Annotated in this window: 22 protein-coding genes; 1 reads left to right on the top strand and 21 read right to left on the bottom strand. The window is 61.8% G+C overall.

What is annotated here, in order from left to right; all coding sequences use genetic code 11:
* Positions 1-702: 702 nt before the first annotated feature.
* Positions 703-1,368, top strand: coding sequence for a hypothetical protein (locus AC07VV_RS19285; RefSeq protein ID WP_495037137.1), 666 nt, complete (start codon positions 703-705; stop codon positions 1,366-1,368).
* Here AC07VV_RS19285 and AC07VV_RS19280 read toward each other — a convergent pair.
* From AC07VV_RS19280 to AC07VV_RS19180, 21 genes are read right to left on the bottom strand one after another with little or no spacing between them, the layout of a single operon-like run.
* On the bottom strand, positions 1,358-2,329 hold the full coding sequence (locus AC07VV_RS19280; protein WP_495037136.1) for a hypothetical protein: 972 nt from the start codon (positions 2,327-2,329) through the stop codon (positions 1,358-1,360). The two genes, AC07VV_RS19285 and AC07VV_RS19280, sit on opposite strands and share 11 nt — an antisense overlap.
* Positions 2,302-3,006 (bottom strand): hypothetical protein, encoded by a 705-nt coding sequence (locus AC07VV_RS19275; RefSeq protein WP_273898034.1) that lies wholly within the window; start codon positions 3,004-3,006, stop codon positions 2,302-2,304. Before AC07VV_RS19275 ends, AC07VV_RS19280 begins: the two co-directional genes overlap by 28 nt.
* Positions 3,003-3,548, bottom strand: coding sequence for a baseplate complex protein (locus AC07VV_RS19270; protein ID WP_236181515.1), 546 nt, complete (start codon positions 3,546-3,548; stop codon positions 3,003-3,005). Before AC07VV_RS19270 ends, AC07VV_RS19275 begins: the two co-directional genes overlap by 4 nt.
* The gene (locus tag AC07VV_RS19265; RefSeq protein WP_495037135.1) at positions 3,545-4,468 is read right to left on the bottom strand and encodes a hypothetical protein; all 924 of its coding nucleotides are present in this window, start codon (positions 4,466-4,468) and stop codon (positions 3,545-3,547) included. The genes AC07VV_RS19270 and AC07VV_RS19265 overlap by 4 nt, the downstream gene beginning before the upstream one ends.
* A complete protein-coding gene (locus tag AC07VV_RS19260) occupies positions 4,465-5,172 on the bottom strand; it encodes a hypothetical protein (RefSeq protein WP_495037134.1) in 708 nt (235 codons plus the stop codon). The genes AC07VV_RS19265 and AC07VV_RS19260 overlap by 4 nt, the downstream gene beginning before the upstream one ends.
* 8 nt (positions 5,173-5,180) lie before the next feature.
* Positions 5,181-6,839: a phage tail-collar fiber domain-containing protein gene (locus tag AC07VV_RS19255; RefSeq protein WP_495037133.1), complete on the bottom strand. Its 1,659-nt coding sequence runs from the start codon at positions 6,837-6,839 to the stop codon at positions 5,181-5,183.
* Between the two features lie 9 nt (positions 6,840-6,848).
* Complete coding sequence (locus AC07VV_RS19250; protein ID WP_495037132.1) at positions 6,849-7,373, bottom strand: phage tail protein; 525 nt, start codon at positions 7,371-7,373, stop codon at positions 6,849-6,851.
* Positions 7,370-8,542 (bottom strand): baseplate J/gp47 family protein, encoded by a 1,173-nt coding sequence (locus tag AC07VV_RS19245; RefSeq protein ID WP_495037131.1) that lies wholly within the window; start codon positions 8,540-8,542, stop codon positions 7,370-7,372. The genes AC07VV_RS19250 and AC07VV_RS19245 overlap by 4 nt, the downstream gene beginning before the upstream one ends.
* On the bottom strand, positions 8,539-8,856 hold the full coding sequence (locus AC07VV_RS19240) for a DUF2590 family protein (RefSeq protein WP_443522578.1): 318 nt from the start codon (positions 8,854-8,856) through the stop codon (positions 8,539-8,541). Before AC07VV_RS19240 ends, AC07VV_RS19245 begins: the two co-directional genes overlap by 4 nt.
* On the bottom strand, positions 8,853-10,838 hold the full coding sequence (locus AC07VV_RS19235; RefSeq protein ID WP_495037130.1) for a phage tail tape measure protein: 1,986 nt from the start codon (positions 10,836-10,838) through the stop codon (positions 8,853-8,855). Before AC07VV_RS19235 ends, AC07VV_RS19240 begins: the two co-directional genes overlap by 4 nt.
* Before the next feature lie 5 nt (positions 10,839-10,843).
* Positions 10,844-10,984 carry a DUF6890 family protein gene (locus tag AC07VV_RS19230; protein ID WP_039013052.1) on the bottom strand — a complete coding sequence of 47 codons (141 nt, stop codon included), beginning with the start codon at positions 10,982-10,984 and terminating at the stop codon, positions 10,844-10,846.
* A 23-nt stretch (positions 10,985-11,007) separates the two neighbouring features.
* The gene (locus AC07VV_RS19225) at positions 11,008-11,298 is read right to left on the bottom strand and encodes a putative phage tail assembly chaperone (RefSeq protein WP_495037129.1); all 291 of its coding nucleotides are present in this window, start codon (positions 11,296-11,298) and stop codon (positions 11,008-11,010) included.
* Between the two features lie 8 nt (positions 11,299-11,306).
* Positions 11,307-11,810, bottom strand: coding sequence for a lysis system i-spanin subunit Rz (locus AC07VV_RS19220; RefSeq protein WP_495037128.1), 504 nt, complete (start codon positions 11,808-11,810; stop codon positions 11,307-11,309).
* Entirely contained in the window at positions 11,810-12,343 is a 534-nt protein-coding gene (locus AC07VV_RS19215) for a lysozyme (RefSeq protein ID WP_495037127.1), read from the bottom strand. The genes AC07VV_RS19220 and AC07VV_RS19215 overlap by 1 nt, the downstream gene beginning before the upstream one ends.
* Positions 12,340-12,636 (bottom strand): hypothetical protein, encoded by a 297-nt coding sequence (locus AC07VV_RS19210; RefSeq protein ID WP_025111125.1) that lies wholly within the window; start codon positions 12,634-12,636, stop codon positions 12,340-12,342. Before AC07VV_RS19210 ends, AC07VV_RS19215 begins: the two co-directional genes overlap by 4 nt.
* A complete protein-coding gene (locus AC07VV_RS19205; protein ID WP_102685930.1) occupies positions 12,633-12,845 on the bottom strand; it encodes a TraR/DksA C4-type zinc finger protein in 213 nt (70 codons plus the stop codon). The genes AC07VV_RS19210 and AC07VV_RS19205 overlap by 4 nt, the downstream gene beginning before the upstream one ends.
* Positions 12,845-13,297: a phage protein gene (locus AC07VV_RS19200; protein WP_025111123.1), complete on the bottom strand. Its 453-nt coding sequence runs from the start codon at positions 13,295-13,297 to the stop codon at positions 12,845-12,847. Before AC07VV_RS19200 ends, AC07VV_RS19205 begins: the two co-directional genes overlap by 1 nt.
* A 6-nt stretch (positions 13,298-13,303) precedes the next feature.
* Entirely contained in the window at positions 13,304-14,419 is a 1,116-nt protein-coding gene (locus AC07VV_RS19195; protein ID WP_495037126.1) for a DUF2586 domain-containing protein, read from the bottom strand.
* Positions 14,420-14,430: 11 nt separating this feature from the next.
* Positions 14,431-15,114 (bottom strand): virion morphogenesis protein, encoded by a 684-nt coding sequence (locus AC07VV_RS19190; RefSeq protein WP_495037125.1) that lies wholly within the window; start codon positions 15,112-15,114, stop codon positions 14,431-14,433.
* Positions 15,101-15,553, bottom strand: a complete 453-nt coding sequence (locus AC07VV_RS19185) for a phage tail protein (RefSeq protein ID WP_495037124.1) — start codon at positions 15,551-15,553, stop codon at positions 15,101-15,103. Before AC07VV_RS19185 ends, AC07VV_RS19190 begins: the two co-directional genes overlap by 14 nt.
* Entirely contained in the window at positions 15,550-16,011 is a 462-nt protein-coding gene (locus AC07VV_RS19180) for a head completion/stabilization protein (protein WP_495037123.1), read from the bottom strand. Before AC07VV_RS19180 ends, AC07VV_RS19185 begins: the two co-directional genes overlap by 4 nt.
* Between the last annotated feature and the right edge of the window lie 34 nt (positions 16,012-16,045).

Here is a 16,045-nt window from a genome sequence, read left to right as displayed (position 1 = left end):
ATGACGCCGACAGCTCACCTGGTGCGAGCTGTCCAAAAAATGAAAACACAGCAAAATGTCTGTTTTTAAGGGCCCTCTCCTTGTAAACCATCGCCCCCAGGAAACTGCTACCGATCCTCTCCGTCCGGGCGCTCTTCAAAGCCCTATCATTTCGTTGCCAAGCTTTGCACATTGTGCAATTGCAAAACATGGCAGAGAACCCACTGTGGGCCTTCGCCGGAGCACCGCTTACATCAGCACCCATGCTTGCAAAAAAAAGAGATGTAAAGCCCGTCGGCGGGAGGGGGATAAGTGCTTTTTCGGTCAGATTTTTTTCGCGACGGATTTTTTCTGTTCGGCACTGGTGTGGTCGGGACCCACGACGGAAACCGGCGTATCTGGTCAACCCATCACTGTTTGGCGGGCAAAAAAAACCGCCTTATTAGGGGGCGGTTTTCCGCAAGCTCAGTTAGTAGCTGGCTTGCTTTCCTCACAGGGCGCTTCAACATTTTCTGGGTTCACGCCCGATAGCTGCTGCCTGCAAACGAAGCGGATCAAGAGTGAACAGGTGGGCTTGCAGATTGTGGATACGTTAACATGGCCGCGCTCGACTCCTGTGAGGCCCGGATGACATCGCAACACACTCAATATCCCACCGGTTAAGCAAACCCAAATTCAGCGGCGAATCGCCACGGTCAATTATTCAAAGAACCCGGAAAAATCATGGATTTTGAAAACTTTTCACAGTGCATACAGTACATTCAAAGCGCGAAGCCAGGACTGACAGCGGACAAATTCTTGCCTGCAGCCACAGGACTAATCGGAACGCTTTTGGGCTTTGGCCTGAACTACTGGACAACCAGCAGGAAAGACGCCAAAACTGTGAAAGGAAAGATGACATGTTGTGAAGAGGACGTTGATCAGATTCAGCGAAGCGCCACCATAGTTGTTCAGGAATTATGTAATCTCTGCAGCATTCTTGTCGCCTACGAAAGACTGTACCGTTCAAAAGTTCCTCACCATATTGGCTCACTATATTTGAACAGTCTGTTTAGCGAAGTAGCACATAAATATTGCAGCGCGCAGCGCGAAAGTGCTAAAGAGATACTTGGCATCCTAGAGAAGCTGAATAGCTCACTGCCAAGCGTCAATCTCAATGAGCCAACCTCACCCTACGTTTACTCCAAGAGGCTCGCCAACCTGATCCACACCGCAGGAGCGGTTTGGCAAAGCTGTGAAAACTTCAAAAACTCTGTAACAACAACTACTGAAATACCAGACATCATTAAAAAACTCGACCTTACCCCTGAACAGCTAGCATCCTATACAGCTATAAGGGAGAACATCGAGCAAAAAAATCTCCCTCTCGATTTAACCACTACAACGTGATGCCTTCGAGCTTTGACCCCAACTCTAAAGTTGTTAGCGCGCAATTATCAAACGCCGCCGCATTGCTCGGTACCGGCGTTGGCCCATGGGTATGTCCCGCGAGCTGAACGTTCATTTCCTGCACCAAGTCGAGCAAATCGCAGAGCACTTGCAGCGCGTTCACCCCTTCCGACCCCAGCCAGGTCTTCGGAGCCTGCAGGCGCTGACTCTGCCCCACAACGCTCCTGCGCATACCCTCGATCCGCTCCTGCAGGTCGCCGCCGATCGTCGCGTTGTGCTTCTGCCCCACCACCAAATTAAAGTCGCGGCCAGTGGCCTGGTGCAGGTCGTCCACAGCCGCCAGGCTCGCGGATCCGCCTGAAAGCAACTTGAGCGCGCCCAGCGCCTCGATCTTTTTCACACCACCCACCGTCTCGGTCGAGTGGTCATCGACCGCCCGCGTGTGGCTCTGGAACTGCTCGCGGTTGTCCAGGGCTTCAACCTCGCGCTCGATCGCTTGATCCCGGATTTTGCCGTCGGTTTGGCGTAGCCAGTTGCCGTCCGCGTCGACGCGCTGCTGTGCGGAGCCGCTGAGCTGCCACACCTGGTCGCCTTTCGGCACCTTGGGCATGCTCAGACCGTGGGGCAAGATCGATTGAATGTAGGGCTTGTTCGGCAGGCCGTAGGCGAAGCACACCACAACGCGCGTGCCTTCCTCCGGAAAGGCATAAATGCCCATGTCCTCGCCCCCCGTAGGCAGCGGCAGCGGGACACCGGTAAGCGTCGGGATGGCCGGATCTGGCTCGTCATCGGCGCCCAGGACTTCAATGTCGACCGCGTAGCGCGGACGGAAGTCGTCGCAAATCCCAGCATCAGCCGGAGCATCAGCCACGGCGATGACGCGGGCGAAGCGTGGTAGGTGGTAACCACCAGTGAGTTCGGGGAACTGGCGCTCTACAGCGCGGCGGATTGCGTCTTCCATCGGATGGCCATCTGGTCATTGGCGAGCGCCACGCTGGTGATGCGCTCGCCGTTGTTGATCGTTGCACCTGGTCGCAACCCGGGAAGGGCCGCGATCATCGCGCTCTGGTTGCCCTGGTAGCCGTCGAACAGCTCCGTGGGGATCTGCAGCGCCGCCCGGGCGCCAAAAAAACTGTCGGCCCAGCTGCCGGCGAACACTTCGCCGTTGCCCAGCTGGTGCCAGGTGAAGTCGGGAATACTGAACACGCGGGCCAGGCTGTCCATGGCCTGGTATCCGGCAGCAAGGCTGTAGAAGTACGGCGTCTTCACGCCGGCGTAAGGCCGATCGGGAACGCGAAATCGCACGCCCGTCTGCTCGCTGATGGCAGCCAGCACTGCGCGCAGATCGACATGGCGCAGGTTCAACGGCAACGGGTTGGCCAGCACAGCAGCCAGCTCACGGCAGAACAGCACCTGCTCTTTGGCATTGGCGGCGGTGCAACGCTCGACATAGCCGATGAAGTGGCGCTGCAGCGTGCGGTCGTTGTAGCCGATATCCAGCATCACCAAGCCTTTCAGCGGCTCAGCAGACTGAACGGTGAAGTTCGCCCGCCCTGGACTGGTGGCGTCCAGCCGAACGTCCTCCTTGACCAGGCGAACAGGCGCGCCATTGATCGACAGAACCTTGTGCAGTTTCACGTCTGCTCACTCCCCAGCCACTTGTCCACACGGCCCAGCACCTTTTCAAACCCGCTCAACTCCGGGTTGTCGCTCGAACCTGAGTTACTACCGCCCTCACCGACCGCGCTGCCCGGGGCGCCCTGGGCGTCGACCTTGTTGCCGGCGCGCCGACCCTCAACCTTTTCCGGGTTCGACTCGCGCTCGCTCAGCGTGAACTGCACCAGCCAGGCTTTCAGGTTGTCGGCTTCGCGGGCGCTGACGCCTTCGGAAAACTCCACCTGGCGCACGCCGAACGCCTCGGCGGTGTCGTTCACGACGCGATACAGATGCAGCTCACCGCCGCTCGCCGTGGCTTCGGCCAGACGCATCAAGTCAGTCAGCTGCACCCGATCAACGAAGGGGATCATCAGCGAAACGGCCAACGTTTTAGGCTTGAAGCCCTTGTGCGCCTTGTCGGTGTTGCTGGTCTGCCCCGACATGTCGCCGCTTTCGATGCGTAGATTGCCGGTGACCTTGAGGTTCTTCCCCTGGACTTTTTGCCCATCGAGCAACAGCGTCATAGGCCCACCAGCTCCCGTACAAAACTCAACCCCTCTTGCGTGCCCACCAGCAGCAGGCCGGCGCATTGCACCCACTCATGCCTGGGGGCATCGCCGCTCAGCAGCTCCTGGCGCAGCTCGCTGGGATTACCCGGGCCAATCAGGCGCGCCCGTATGCTGACGTCGGGGTTACCCCCAGCCAGCAGGTTTTTCAGATCAGCCAATTGTTGATCCCGTCCTTGTTGCTGTGCTGCCTTGCGAGCGGCCAGCGCAGCCAGATCGCCCAGCGGCGAGCTGTCGGCGGCGTAGCCCTCCAGCATGGCCAACTGGCCGGCCATGGACTGTTTCGCGGCCCTTACCACCGTGCATCGCTCCAGGGGCAGTCCTTGCCAACGCGGCAACGCACCGGCGCCAGGGATCTCCCATTTTTCAGCCTCAAGTTTCATCAGGTGCTGAGCGCGCCGCTCGGTTCGCACCAGGTCGCCGATCGGCAACAACGCGTTGAAACGCGACAGGCCGCTGGCCAACTGTTCCAGACGTGTCCCCAGGAACAGAACCGACAGGGCATATTGCGGCCCGACCGGGCGACCCGAGTCGGTGGCGTCCTCCAGTTTTTTGGCCAGGTGTTCCAGCACGTTCGGCGCCGACAGGAAGCGCTGATAGCCCTTGCCTTGGCCGACGCCGCTTTGAAAAGGCGTCACCACCAGGCACGCGGGCACCTCACCCAACTGCTCGGCCAGCGCCGCCCGTCCGGCTTCAATGGCGCCTTTCGCGGCGTCGCCGACCGGCCCCGGGTTGGTGTTGGCCAACCCGCTCAAACCGGCCAACCGTTGCGCGGTGCTGGCCAGCTCGCCGGCGGCCAGATCCTTGGCAGCGGACAGCCCGCCCATCCATTGCGTGGCCTGTTCTGGCCAGCGCATCGTCACCGGCGCCCAGCTCATGCCGGCGGCGTCCAGGTGATGGCGTTCATCGCCTTGAGGTTTTTGTCTTTCAGGGCCTTTTCAACGGACTGGCGCAACAACTCGGCGCACTGCTGGGCGCCTTGACGGAAGCGCACCAGGTCGTGGCTGACCTTCTGCAGTTGGGCGATGGTGTGGGGCCGGAAGGCCAGCACCTGGTCAGCATCGGTACACGGGTAAACGTCATCCTGTCCCAGCAACACCTGGGCGTTCAGGTTCACCTGGTCATCGATGGCGCTGCTATAACGATGCACGTCACCCAGCGCGCTGGAGTTGAAGCCGCCGGCGACGTACTCGGCGCAGTCAGCCCCGATCATCTGCAGCTTTTTGTCCCGAAGTGCAGCCAGCACGGCATCAATGTCATCGACCCATCCGCCGCCCTTCCAGATCTGGTTCGGCCCGGGTTTGCTCATGGTGTACCCCGCCGGCACCGGTTCGAAACCTTCGAGCGTGCGCGGCTCGCCGGTCGCGGTGCTGTACACCACGACGCCGCCGAAGTAGTCCACAAGCTGCCAGGCGCTGCCGTTCCACCACGCGGCTTTGTGTTCCGGGATCACCGGCGGTGCAATCTCCACGCAGCCACCGGGAATCAGAAAAACGCCTGGTTCCAGTGGCGATTCGTCAGCCCTCACGGTGCCGACCAGGATGCCAAAGTGGTTGGTCTGATAAACGAGTTTTTCAGTCATGCTCGATCTCAATACTTGATGCAGTAGTAAAGGGCGAAGTTCTTGGGCCGGGTTTCGGTGCCGCCGGCGGCGGCCACGGTCACGCCGTGGGTGTGCGCGCCGCCGGCGCCGATCCCGACGTTGTGCGCGTGATTGCCTGCGCCATCCATGCCGACAACGTGCTGGTGAGCCCCTGCCCACGACGTTTCATGCGCCCCCCCAGATTGTTGAACCGAGTTCATACCGCCGGCGCCTTGGCCGATACCTGGCGAACTCGGAGCGGAGTGGTTGTGCGCGCCCTGGGCATCAGTCCAGGCTCGGTGAGCGTGGTTGCCCTGGGCGTCCGTCCAGGCGGTGTGGGCATGGTCGCCGACCGCTGCAGCCGAGGCGGTGTGCGCGTGAGAATGGATCATCATGTCTTGAAAACTACCGAACGCCCGCCCCGCATCGAGGCCCCGACCGTCGTCGAACGCTCGTGGAAACAGGCCACGCAGGTCGGGGAGATTGAAAGTCGTCGATCCGTCCCCGACACCGTAGAACGTGCCGATTCGTGCAAAAAGAACCGCAAATGCAGTCCGTGAGATGGCGGCACCGTTGCATGGCAGCCAGCCGGCCGGCGGCGTGTACATGGCGAAACCAGCGACCATGCCAGTCATCGCGTCGCCGACCTGCTTCTGCAGCTTGTTCAACGCGGCCGTGGTGGCAAGGATCTCGCTGCTGTTGGTGGTTGGGTCATCGCTCTTGGCGTTGGGCAGGTTGCCCAGATCCACGTCTTCTTTGGTCGTACCACGGGCGCGCAGGTTCGCGTAATCGCCATCACGCGCCGCGAAGTGCTGAATCAACGGCCCAGCGACTGACTCAGGCTTGCGCGCGTCCCAGAACGCCGTTGGCGATGTGTAAAAGGCGATCGGCACGCAGTAATGGCGAACGCCGGCCGAGTCGGTGTAATCGGACTTTTCTCCGTAGACGACTTTCCACGTTGCCACCCGATCGTTCAGTTGCCGCTCCAGGCAGACGTCGAGTGTGATTGTCCCGGCGGGAATGACACCGGTGAACGGCCATGGGGTTGTCATCGACACCCGAATGCCTTCGATGTACGCCGTACCGGTTCCCAATTGGAAGCCGTTTTCGCTCTTTCCGAACGCCAGTGCGTTGCCGAAAAAACAGGCGCGACCATACATTTCACGATTGCTCAGGCGCTCGCGCTCATCGATCCCGGCAAGGCGCACGGTAAAGTCATGCTGCCAGGTGCTGGCATCAATGGTGATGCCGGTCAGCGCCTGGGCACCGTCGTAGGCCACCAAAAAGTTGCGCGTGACGTTGTTGCCGATCTGCAGCGGCGGGATGTTCTTGCGCTTCTGCTGCAGCGGAACGTAGGAGACGGCAAACAGCAGGCCGTCCGCGTCCTCGAGGCCGATCCAGTTGAAGTCCCAGTCGCCGATGTCGGAACCGAGCTGGGCGCTGTAGACAACCTGGTTCGGATTTACAAATCCCCGGTTTTCCTCGGGGATGTCGTAGACCTGGACAATCTGGCCCGCTGGCGGCTTGCCAGCGGCGCGATCCACCGGCGTTTCGGGATCAAGCCCGGGCACGTTGGCGAAGATGAATTTCGCCACGACCAGGGGCTTTTTCTGGCTTTGTTTCAGGGCGATCTGGCTTTCGCCGGCCAAAGTGATACTGGCGCTCACGGTGCGCTCCTACAGGCTGGCGACCAGCGTCTGCTGGTCGTCGTTGAAGTCGATCAGGCCCATTTGCAGGCCCACGGGGGTAATGGTCACGAAGTCATAGCGCCGGCAGGTGCGGCCGTACTGCTGGATCAGCACACGCAACAGCTCCGGATTGAGGGACAGTTGCGCATTGCTGAACTTGAGCAGCACCACGTCCCAGTCACGCCCGGGCTGGCGTTCCTCGATCTCGACGTAGCCGACGCCCAGGCGCTCGAAAATGCGCTTCATGCCGGCAGTGCTGCCGGCGTCCACTGAGTTGATGAAGGCGAATTTCACGCGCAGGCGGAACAGAGCTTCTGGCTCACCGGTGAAGCGCGTCACGTCACGCTGCCAGGCCCACAGTTCCAGAATGGCCAGGTGGCAGGTGTCGGGATCGATCTGCAGGTAAGGCCAGCGCAGCCAGCCGGTGACGGTTTCCCACCAGGACTGTGCAGCGGCCAGTAACTTCGACAGCTCGGTGCCGCCGAGCCAGAAAGGCAACTTGAGCTTGGTCATTGCGCCGTCACCTTCAACTGGCCCAGGCGCGGAATGTTCAGCCCGCTGATGATGTCCTGACCGGGCAGGAACCGCAGGGACGCGATGTCCTCGAACTGCTGGTGAATCTCTTCACTGAGCCGGCTGTAGCTGAAACGCGATTGCGGATAGGTCAGCGTCGGCTGGTAGTCCGTCGCGGTGCTTTCGCGAAACGCAGCCCGCACGAACAGTTCCACCTCTTTCACCATGGCGGCGATCCGCTCGGCCCCTAAGTTGGGCTTGGGCCACAACCACAGCGTCACGGTCGCCGGGACTTCGGGCATGACCATGGCCAGCAGATCGTCGCCGTGGCCGTGGTTGCCCTGGTCGCGAATGTGCGCATTGATTTGCTGCAGGTAGGCGTCTGCCGGCACACCCGCATCGAACAGGATGTAGGCGTTCGCACTGCCCGGGCCACGGGGCGCGCCGTGTTCGAAATACACGCCATCCGGCCGCACGCCAGGGAAGGCGGAAATCATGGCGCGATACACCGCGTCGGTGTGCCACTGATTGACCGCCGAGAACTGGTTACGCACGCGCAGGCGCAACTGGTCGTTCGGTTCGGGATCGGCCCCTGGGGATTCCAGCCAGCCGTCTTTATTCACCACCTGGACAATGCCGGGAATCGGAACCGGCAGGATCGCGTAGTACCCCGGCGCCAGATTGAAGCCGCTGCCGGCCTCGACTGCCTCCACGGGAACGTCCAGCTGCAGCTGGCCCTGCTGGAACGTCGCCGGCGCCGTCGTAACCAGTTTGTAGACGTTGCCATTGATTGCGGCCGACTGCACCACGATGCCCTTTTCCAACTCCAGCACGCCTTCCGGAATGGCCCGGGTGAACAGCAATTTGCCTTTCGCCTTGGTCGCACCTTTGCGCTCGACGTTGACCGCCCATGCCAAGGTATCCAGCCAGGCGTCGACCGCCGTTTTCACAAAGAAGTTGGGCAACACGGTCAGGCACAGGAAGTCCAGTAACCACAGCACCGGCTTGGTCACCAGTGCGGTCATCACCCGCCAGAACGGGGAATAACTGCTGGTGTTGGCGACTTTCGCGCCCTGGGCTTCCACCTCTTTTTCCCACGCAGCCTTCAAGCCTGCTTCGGTGGTCGGGATGCCAGTATCGGCAATCACCTTTTTGAAATCGACGCTCACAGACTTACCTCGATCGATCCGAATTTAATGGTTTTGGCGGTCACCAGGTACACGCCTGGCGCCTGCTCGGTGATGCGTGCTGTACCCGGCACCAGACGCACGTCGTCCTCCACCAGCAGTTCCATCTGCTGGATGCAATCACGCTGACGCAGGCGGTCACGCTCGGCCACCAGAGTCACTAGCAGGCCGCTGTCGCGGATCATGTGGGCAATGTCCTGGGCGATGCAGGCGCGGTCATCGACCAGCTTGGGCTGGTTCGATGGATCAAGCGCCAGGTCGTTGTCGGCGATCAGCAAATCCACGTATTCGCTCATCCGCCCACCGCCATCGCGACCATGTTTTCCATCTCCAGCGGCGTCATCTGCTTGCCGGTGTGGATGTTCACGTTTTCCACATGCGTGCCCTTGTTCTGGCTGCTGCTGTTGTTCTGGATGCTGGTCAGCAGGCCACCAGGCGGCACCGCCGACGGGCGCGCCGGCGACAGGCTTGGAATGGCCGCATTGATTGTCTGTTGGGCTTTCTGCGCGGCGTTGGCGGTGTCGGAAGCGCTGGTGGCCGCGTCGACGCCTGGCACCTCGGGCATACCGCCGAAGCGCGCCTCGATGTTCACGCCCGGGATGCTGTTCAGCAGCTCGATCACGCCGTTTACGGCCTTGGTGAAAATGCCGACGATGCTGTCCCACGCGGCCTTGGCCATGCCTGACCAGCCGCCCATCGAATCAAACCAGTCGGACAGTTTCTGGAACGTCTCGGCGACGATCCGGAACGCGGCGGTGTTCATCAGGGCCGTCGTCCATTCGTCCCAGTAGTAGACGGCTGCAGCGATCATCGCGACCAAGGCAACGATGCCGACCACGATCCACACCACCGGGTTGGCCAAAAGCGCCGCGTTGACGAGCCAAATCGCTCCTTGCCACAGCAGCATGGCGCCACGAATGACCGCCAGAACAGCGCTCAGCGTGTGAATCACCACGACGTAAGCGAGGATCGCCAGTTTCTGCAGGATGAACATCGCGACCGTACGCAGGCCCATGGCCTGGAACAGTTTCCAGACGGTGAGCATGCCCAGCCACGTCATCCGCGCGATGCCCACCACCATGGTCAAGGCTGACATGGCGGCGACGATGCCCATGATCGACAGCGCAGTGATGCCGATTACGCGGGTGATGTTCGGGAACAGCTGCGACCAGCGCACCAGGGTTTTGCCAATGTCGACCATCTTGGCCATGAACGGCGACAGCACCGGGATCAGTACCTGACCGAACACCACGCGCATGACTTCGACCAGGGACGCCCACTGCTGCCAAGGATCGACCATGGCCCGGGCCATCTGCTCGGCGTTCTCCAGTCCTCGCACCTTGCCCAACTGCTCGATGCCGTTGCGCAGTCGATCGGTATCCTTGGCCAGCGCGCCGATTACCTGGGCGCCTTCGCCGCCGAAAGCCTCCATCAGCTTGGCTCCCGCCGACGCACTGGTCAGATCGCCGAACTTGCCCTGGAGCTTGTCCAGGATAGTCATCATCGGCAGCATCTTTCCCTGCTGGTCGGTGAACTTCATGCCCAGCTTTTCCGAGGCGGCGCCGATGTTCTCGAAAAACGCCTTGTAGCGTCCGCCGGCGTCGCCACCTTCCATGGTGCTGCTGAGGGTGCCTATCACTGCCATCTGTTCAGCCAGGTCGACGCCGGACGTCGTGGCGATCGCCCCGGCTTCCTTGAAGGCGTCTTTCATGGCCGCGCCGCTGGTGCGGAACAGTTGCACCGCCAGCGCCGTCTGGCCGCCGAGTTTTTCCACCCACGCGCCCTTCCCCATCGCATCGGCTTGGGACTTCTGCAGGTTGTAGAGCGTGCCGACGTACTCGCCCATCGTTTCGGCGTCGGATTTGGTGGCCTTGGCCAACAGGTTGCTGGTGTTGGTAAACGTAGCCAGCTGGTTGCCGGCAAGCCCCTTGATAGCGCCTTCGATCAGATACGCGGACGCCACGAAATCCTTGGCGTTTTCCCCGTAGTTCACGGCGAACTCCAGCGACTTGGCATTGAGCGCCGACAGCGCATCCTCGGCCACGCCCAGCGATCGCACGTCGCCCAAGGCACGGTTGACCTCCAGAGCCGGTTCCATGGATTCGCGAATGGCGACCACGCCCGCCGTCAGACCACCCAAGCCCAGGCCGATCGTCTTGATGTGCTTTTCGCTTTGATCGGCAAGCTCGGAAAAGCCCATTTTCACCTTGCCCAGGGGCGCGGTGACCTTATCGGTCAGGCTCAGGATGAAAGCCAGGCTGGCGCTACGGTCTGCCAATGTCGTTACCCGTTCAGCGCAAGGGCGATGCCGTTAGCCACGGCAAACTCCATGCGTCTCCAGTGTTCGTCCTCCAGCCACTTGGCCGTACCCATCGCCTCGGGCGTGGGTTCGGCACCAGGTAGCCAGCGGTTCGTCAGGGCCATCAGCTGGCCCAGGCCGTTTTCGCTTAGGCGCTCAGCGTGCTCGAGCGCTTTTTTACGATCACCTCAACGTTGGGTGCGTATTCCTCCAGCAGCGCGCCGGCGAGTTGCATCACCATCACCGGGTTGGCCAGCAGCGGTTTCAGCGTGGCCTTTTCCTCTTGCTTAACGGTGTTCATCAGCAGGTTGTGGCCCGGGGCGACCTTGTTGGTTTGGGTCAGCGCGTTGAAGTATTTGGTCACGTCAGCCGGGGTCAGGCTGAAGGTGAATTCGTTTTCGCCGACTTCCAGGGTGATTTCTTTGTTCTGTTCGTTCATTGGATGACTCACTTGTTGAGGTTGGATAAAGGATTGGCTGAGGGCGCCGGCGATCGCCGGCAAACGCCCAGGGCGTATTGCTGCAGTCCGACGATCATTTGCCGGCTTTTGGCGAGTTGATCTCGAAGGGTGAAATAATCCGGTCGAGCGTCTGCAGCGAGTTCGGCGCGTCCTGCATCAGCCACGCGGGCGGTGCCGGCGGTGGCGGACACAGATCCGGCGGAGGGACAGCTGGCGCGGACGTACAGCCGGCCAGTGCCATCGCCAACAGCGCGGCGCAGACGTTCGTTTTCAGTGCGTGCATCGGTCAATTCCTTGGTGTTTCGTTGGTCGATCGCGTCCCGCTCAGCGAGCATTTCGCCGCTGATGCGTGCAGCTTCCCGCAGGCCGCTGGCCTCCCACTTCGCGCTGTCGCGCTCGCGCCTGGCTTCGTCGCGCTGGCCTTCGAGCGCGTCGAAACCGATCCAGGCAACCAGACACAGCACGACCAGGAACAAGGCTTCGCGCAGCATCACAAGCCCTCCGCGCACAGCCGGGATTCGGCCAGCCGGCGGTTGTGCAGGCCGGGAATGAAGCGTTTCTGGCCCTTGGCGTCCGTCACAAAGGCCCACACCGGCGTTTTGCCGTCCGGCGCCCAGGCCAGGGCTTTGCAGCCCTCGGCGATGCGACCGGCGTTGATAAGCGCGACCGCTCGACTGGCGCAGGTGCTGGTGACGCCGAAGTTGTGGCCATGACTGGTGAGTGCGTCGAACGTGTTCTGGCCCACGTTCGGGTTCGTGATGCACTCGGCCAGCTGCAGCTGCGTTTTGCGGATCACCAGTTGCTCCACCTCGGCGCACTTGGCGGGCGACCAGTAGTCGCCGACCACGACCGGGTAAGGGCTGGTAAACCGGGTGATGCCTTTGCAAACCGTGGGCAGTCCGCCGGCGAGCTTGTCCGCGTAAACGGTGTTCTGGCCGTTGCCTTCCCAGGTGCCGAGGAAGATCACCAGCGGCGTGCTGGCCAGCGCGATCACGCCGGCCATGATCCTGCCGCGCAGGCTCATGGGAACCACACGCGCAACAGTGCCGGCACGACCATCTGCAGCACGGCGCCAACCAGCGTCAGGATGGTCAGCAAGCGCCCGACCTTGGAGCCGATCACGTTGACCGCCAGGGTCAACGCCTGCTGTCCCTTGTTCAGTTCCTTGAGCTGGCCAGTCATGTTCTCGAATTGCTGTTCAAGCTTGGTGACGCGAGTCGGCACAGTGTCGTGACGACCTTCAAACTCGTTCATGCGGTGCTCGATCACGGCAAGTTGCCGCTCCAGCGTCCCCAGACGCGAAGTTTCAGTGGTCATCGGCGTTTACTCTTCTCGACGTCCGTCTGGCACGGGACGCACCGGGTTATGCCACCGTGCGCTTGGCGCGCAGGCGGGATTGGTTTGTCGCAGTCCTGGCAATGGGTCAGGCTCGGCCCGACCGGCACGGGCTTGCTCAGCTGGGCCTTGATCGCCTGGTCACGTTGGCGTTGCTCCAGCTCCTGGGCACGGTCGAACCAGTCCACCATCAGCGCAGCCCCTCGATCTCGGTCGCAGCCAGGTACGGCACGCCGTTGATGTGGATGAAATCCGGGCTGGTCACGTCGAACGGCACCTTGTGTTTGGACTTCTCGCCGCCCTTCGGATCGATCGCCAGCAAGCTGGACAGCTTCACCTTGCAGCCGAAGGCTTCCACCCGCAGTTCCTCGTCTTCGCCGGCCTTGGCGAAGAACACCGCATCGAACGGTTTGAGGCCTCGGAAGCTGCCCGCCGAGCGCGCCGCGTCGATCAGCAGATTGAAGTTGGTGGTGTCCAGCTCGAATTCGCCGGCAGCGGCCACGTCACCGTCCACGGTGCCATCTGGCACGCCCCGGGTTTGGGCCACTGCAGAGTTGTCGGTGATATCCAAAGTGCAGCTTTCGACGTGCAGCGCGATATCGCCCAGGCTCACGTCAAAGTTCTTGCCGCCAATCTTCGCCATGGGGCGTTACTCCTGTTTGTCGGTGGAAAGATCCAACGCGATGTTTGCGGTCAGGTCTTTCGGGCAGTTGTGGGGCTTGAGCTTGATGTAGGCCGCGACCTTGGTTTTCGTCTCCCAGGTCAGCACCAGGTCGCCATCTTTCGGCGGCTCGATGTCACCGGGGAACACCTGACCCGCGAACGTGGTGGACTTGGCCATGGCACGCAGCGGCGCCATCAACTGGTTGGTGTTGACGGCCATGCTGTTGGGGGTGTTGTTCAGGCGGCGATCGGCCACGCGGCGAATCAGCAGCGGGCGGATCTGGCGAGCGGCCTTGTCGGTGATGCGCAGGTATTCCACGACCTGAAAGTCACTACCGGCGGTGTCCAGCATGTTGCCGTCGCCCCAGTACACGCCCGGGTAATCGGGATAAGTCTGCGAAACCGAGTAGCGCGCTCGATCCAGTTCACTGCGCACAGCCGAGGTCAGCGGGACTTTGTCGCCATCGATCGGGACAGGACCGAGGCCCAGCACGGCACCGGTGGCCACACGCATGGGGCTGTCAGCGATGCTCACAGAAGCGTTGGCCAAGCGCCCGGCCAGCACGCCCAGGTCATTGCCATGCAGTTGCGGCACGACCAGCACACGCGGCGCCGCCAGATTGACCAGCAGCCCTTTGCGCTCGCTGACGTACTGCGCCCAGGTCTGTTCGGCGGTGATGCCAGGCACGGACACCATAACGAACACGCGGCGCCCGTAGGTGTTGTTCAGGGCGATCGCCGCGTCATGCATGGCCGACAATTCAGCGGCAGTGGTGACCGGGTTGGTAATCACCACGGCTTCGACGGAGTAGCCCTGTTGCTGGGCCTTTTCCAATGCGCTGGCCCAATCGCCCTCGGCGCCGATCGGAGCCGCCACGCACGCCCAGCGTTGGCCACCATTGAGCTGGGCGGCGGTGATTTGGGTTTTCAGGTCGCTTGCCGGGACGCCCAGTTGGACGTCCAGGTCGCTGTCCATGTTCAGCGGCAGGATCTGCCCGACGTTCTTGCCGGCAGGGCCGATGAAAAGAAAGTAACGCTCAATCTCGCTCACAGGCCCCTGGCCCAGGTTGAGATTGTCGACGGTGACTTGACCGAGTGCCATGCAGTGCCTCGTTAGCGGGGTGAAGTTAGGATTTGTTGCAACACCTGGTTAATCAGCAGGTTGGTGTCGCGTTCGGTTTCGGCGCCGATGAACTGGCGTTTGGGCAGCGTGATTTCCCAGCTCTGCGCGCCCGATGACTCGCTGCGCTGGACGTCCAGGATGCGAATCAGCAGGCCGGCCTTGGCGTAGTTCACATGCTCTTGAATCCACGCCACTGACGGCCTGGTCAGTGTCTTTTTGCCGGCCTGACGCACGCGAAAGCCCAACCGGCGCAGGCGCTTTGCCTGTTTCTCGGTGGCAGCCAGGCCAGGCGGGGTTTTGTTCCAGCGGCGCATCTGCGCGGCGGTGCGACGCTCGCTGACGCCGTAGTGCTGCTGGGCGGCGACCCATCGGGTCAGGGCGTTTTTCCAGCCCAGTTCCGCTTCATCAGCGGTCACGCGGGTGACCACCATCAGCTTGGCCAGGCCGGCTTCCATCTTCTTTTTGCCCTTGCTCTCGCCCTGGCGCGGGGCGAATGCCGAACCGTCCACGTTCTGCTGGGCGCGCTGACGCTTGCGGCTCATCGTCCGCACGCGCTTGGTCACCTGGTTCAGCAAACGCCGGCGCAACTGTGGCGGCAAAGCCAGCAAGGCCAGTTGCTCACGCACTCCCAGACGTCCGCGCACATCGAGTTCGAACGTGCTACGCCCCGCCACTGGTGGCCACCTCGCCGCGCTCAGCGACCCACAGGTCAAATGGGATGAACGCCCAGGTCTTGCCGAAGGCCTCGACTTCGCCGTCCGGATCTTCGGAGAGGTACTGCGGTTCAACGAATTCCAGCGTGACTTCCACGTCGAACAGATCGCTGTCCAGGGGCTCCACGGCGAATTCCGGCGCCGGCAGTTCGTGGCGGTCGCGGTCGGCGTCGTGGGTCTCCAGCCAACTGCCCACCAATGCGATCATGCGGGCCGGATTGGCGGCGAAACGCTCCAGGACAATGACGGCGCGATAGTGCATGTCGGCAAAGTGCATGCCGTCGACGTCGGGTTTCCAGATCAGCGACAGCTTTACCTGCTCCGTCCAGCTGTCGAGCTGTTCAGGCTCGACCAGGCGGCGTTCCAGCAGGTAGGCGGTCAACGCCTGCAGCTTGGTCATAGCAACTTCGCCGTGATGCGGCCACGGCCCTGCAGGGCGCGCACAGCCTGCTGACTGAATGCCAGAAACGTGTCTTCACGCTCCGGCGCTTCCTTGCCGGTGTTCTCGGCGCTCTCGCGACGTGTCACGGTGGCGAACTGCTGCAGGGCGCTGGCCTTGGCGCGGCAGTAAACAGCGCGCTTGTACAACTTGGCTTTGAATGCACGCTCAGGCAGCAGCATCGGATCGGCTGTTTCCACGGTCACGATGCCCGCTGCCAGCCAGCCGGTTTTGAGCTTGGCCAGGTCGGTATTGACCTCGGCCATCGCAATAAACAAAGCGTCGGTCAGCAGGTCGCCCAGAAACTCCGCCGGCAGGCGGTAGCCCTTCTGAAACTCGGCAACGGAGAGGTTCGGCCAGAAGCCGTCGTTCTCGATCGCCTGTTCCACAATGGTGGTGGGTTTCCCGGAAAAGCTCATTGCTGACCGCTCGAATTAGGGCGGGGAGACTGTT

The sequence above is a fragment of the Pseudomonas sp. GW821-FHT02C04 genome (genome assembly GCF_059421845.1).
The sequence above is the reverse complement of the archived record's forward strand: the minus strand, read 5'-3'. Positions and strand labels throughout refer to the sequence as shown.

What these genes read in the sequence shown, in the direction of transcription:
- AC07VV_RS19285 (WP_495037137.1), top strand. Translation starts at nt 703, where the DNA reads ATGGATTTTGAAAACTTTTCACAGTGCATACAGTACATTCAAAGCGCG.
- AC07VV_RS19280 (WP_495037136.1), bottom strand. Translation starts at nt 2,329, where the DNA reads ATGGAAGACGCAATCCGCCGCGCTGTAGAGCGCCAGTTCCCCGAACTC.
- AC07VV_RS19270 (WP_236181515.1), bottom strand. Translation starts at nt 3,548, where the DNA reads ATGACGCTGTTGCTCGATGGGCAAAAAGTCCAGGGGAAGAACCTCAAG.
- AC07VV_RS19265 (WP_495037135.1), bottom strand. Translation starts at nt 4,468, where the DNA reads ATGAGCTGGGCGCCGGTGACGATGCGCTGGCCAGAACAGGCCACGCAA.
- AC07VV_RS19260 (WP_495037134.1), bottom strand. Translation starts at nt 5,172, where the DNA reads ATGACTGAAAAACTCGTTTATCAGACCAACCACTTTGGCATCCTGGTC.
- AC07VV_RS19250 (WP_495037132.1), bottom strand. Translation starts at nt 7,373, where the DNA reads ATGACCAAGCTCAAGTTGCCTTTCTGGCTCGGCGGCACCGAGCTGTCG.
- AC07VV_RS19240 (WP_443522578.1), bottom strand. Translation starts at nt 8,856, where the DNA reads ATGAGCGAATACGTGGATTTGCTGATCGCCGACAACGACCTGGCGCTT.
- AC07VV_RS19230 (WP_039013052.1), bottom strand. Translation starts at nt 10,984, where the DNA reads ATGGCCCTGACGAACCGCTGGCTACCTGGTGCCGAACCCACGCCCGAG.
- AC07VV_RS19225 (WP_495037129.1), bottom strand. Translation starts at nt 11,298, where the DNA reads ATGAACGAACAGAACAAAGAAATCACCCTGGAAGTCGGCGAAAACGAA.
- AC07VV_RS19220 (WP_495037128.1), bottom strand. Translation starts at nt 11,810, where the DNA reads ATGCTGCGCGAAGCCTTGTTCCTGGTCGTGCTGTGTCTGGTTGCCTGG.
- AC07VV_RS19215 (WP_495037127.1), bottom strand. Translation starts at nt 12,343, where the DNA reads ATGAGCCTGCGCGGCAGGATCATGGCCGGCGTGATCGCGCTGGCCAGC.
- AC07VV_RS19210 (WP_025111125.1), bottom strand. Translation starts at nt 12,636, where the DNA reads ATGACCACTGAAACTTCGCGTCTGGGGACGCTGGAGCGGCAACTTGCC.
- AC07VV_RS19205 (WP_102685930.1), bottom strand. Translation starts at nt 12,845, where the DNA reads ATGGTGGACTGGTTCGACCGTGCCCAGGAGCTGGAGCAACGCCAACGT.
- AC07VV_RS19200 (WP_025111123.1), bottom strand. Translation starts at nt 13,297, where the DNA reads ATGGCGAAGATTGGCGGCAAGAACTTTGACGTGAGCCTGGGCGATATC.
- AC07VV_RS19195 (WP_495037126.1), bottom strand. Translation starts at nt 14,419, where the DNA reads ATGGCACTCGGTCAAGTCACCGTCGACAATCTCAACCTGGGCCAGGGG.
- AC07VV_RS19185 (WP_495037124.1), bottom strand. Translation starts at nt 15,553, where the DNA reads ATGACCAAGCTGCAGGCGTTGACCGCCTACCTGCTGGAACGCCGCCTG.
- AC07VV_RS19180 (WP_495037123.1), bottom strand. Translation starts at nt 16,011, where the DNA reads ATGAGCTTTTCCGGGAAACCCACCACCATTGTGGAACAGGCGATCGAG.